A 254-nucleotide genomic window follows, 5' to 3' on the forward strand; every position below is an offset into this window, starting at 1 on the left:
TGATCGTCACTGTCTTTGGGCACGAAGCTCTTGTGCCCCGCCCACGCCTGGATCAGCGTTCCGTCCACACTGAAGTGCTCGCCCGAGAGTAGGCACTTCTTCTCGGCGATCGCCACTACTTCATTGAAAAATTCGATCACCGCATCATGCTTAATCAGACGTTCACGGTTCTTCGTGAAAACGGTCGGCACCCAGACCTCGTCATCCATGCTCAACCCGATGAACCAGCGAAACAGCAGGTTGTATTGCACCTG

1 protein-coding gene is annotated in these 254 nt (G+C 54.3%); it reads right to left on the bottom strand.

The window, feature by feature from the left end; translation table 11 throughout:
• A partial coding sequence (locus VSR34_RS39290) for a transposase (protein ID WP_342965333.1) occupies nt 1-254 on the bottom strand: 254 nt, incomplete at both ends.

Origin of the sequence: Paraburkholderia sp. JHI2823 (genome assembly GCF_038900695.1) — a bacterium.
Classification (GTDB): domain Bacteria; phylum Pseudomonadota; class Gammaproteobacteria; order Burkholderiales; family Burkholderiaceae; genus Paraburkholderia; species Paraburkholderia mimosarum.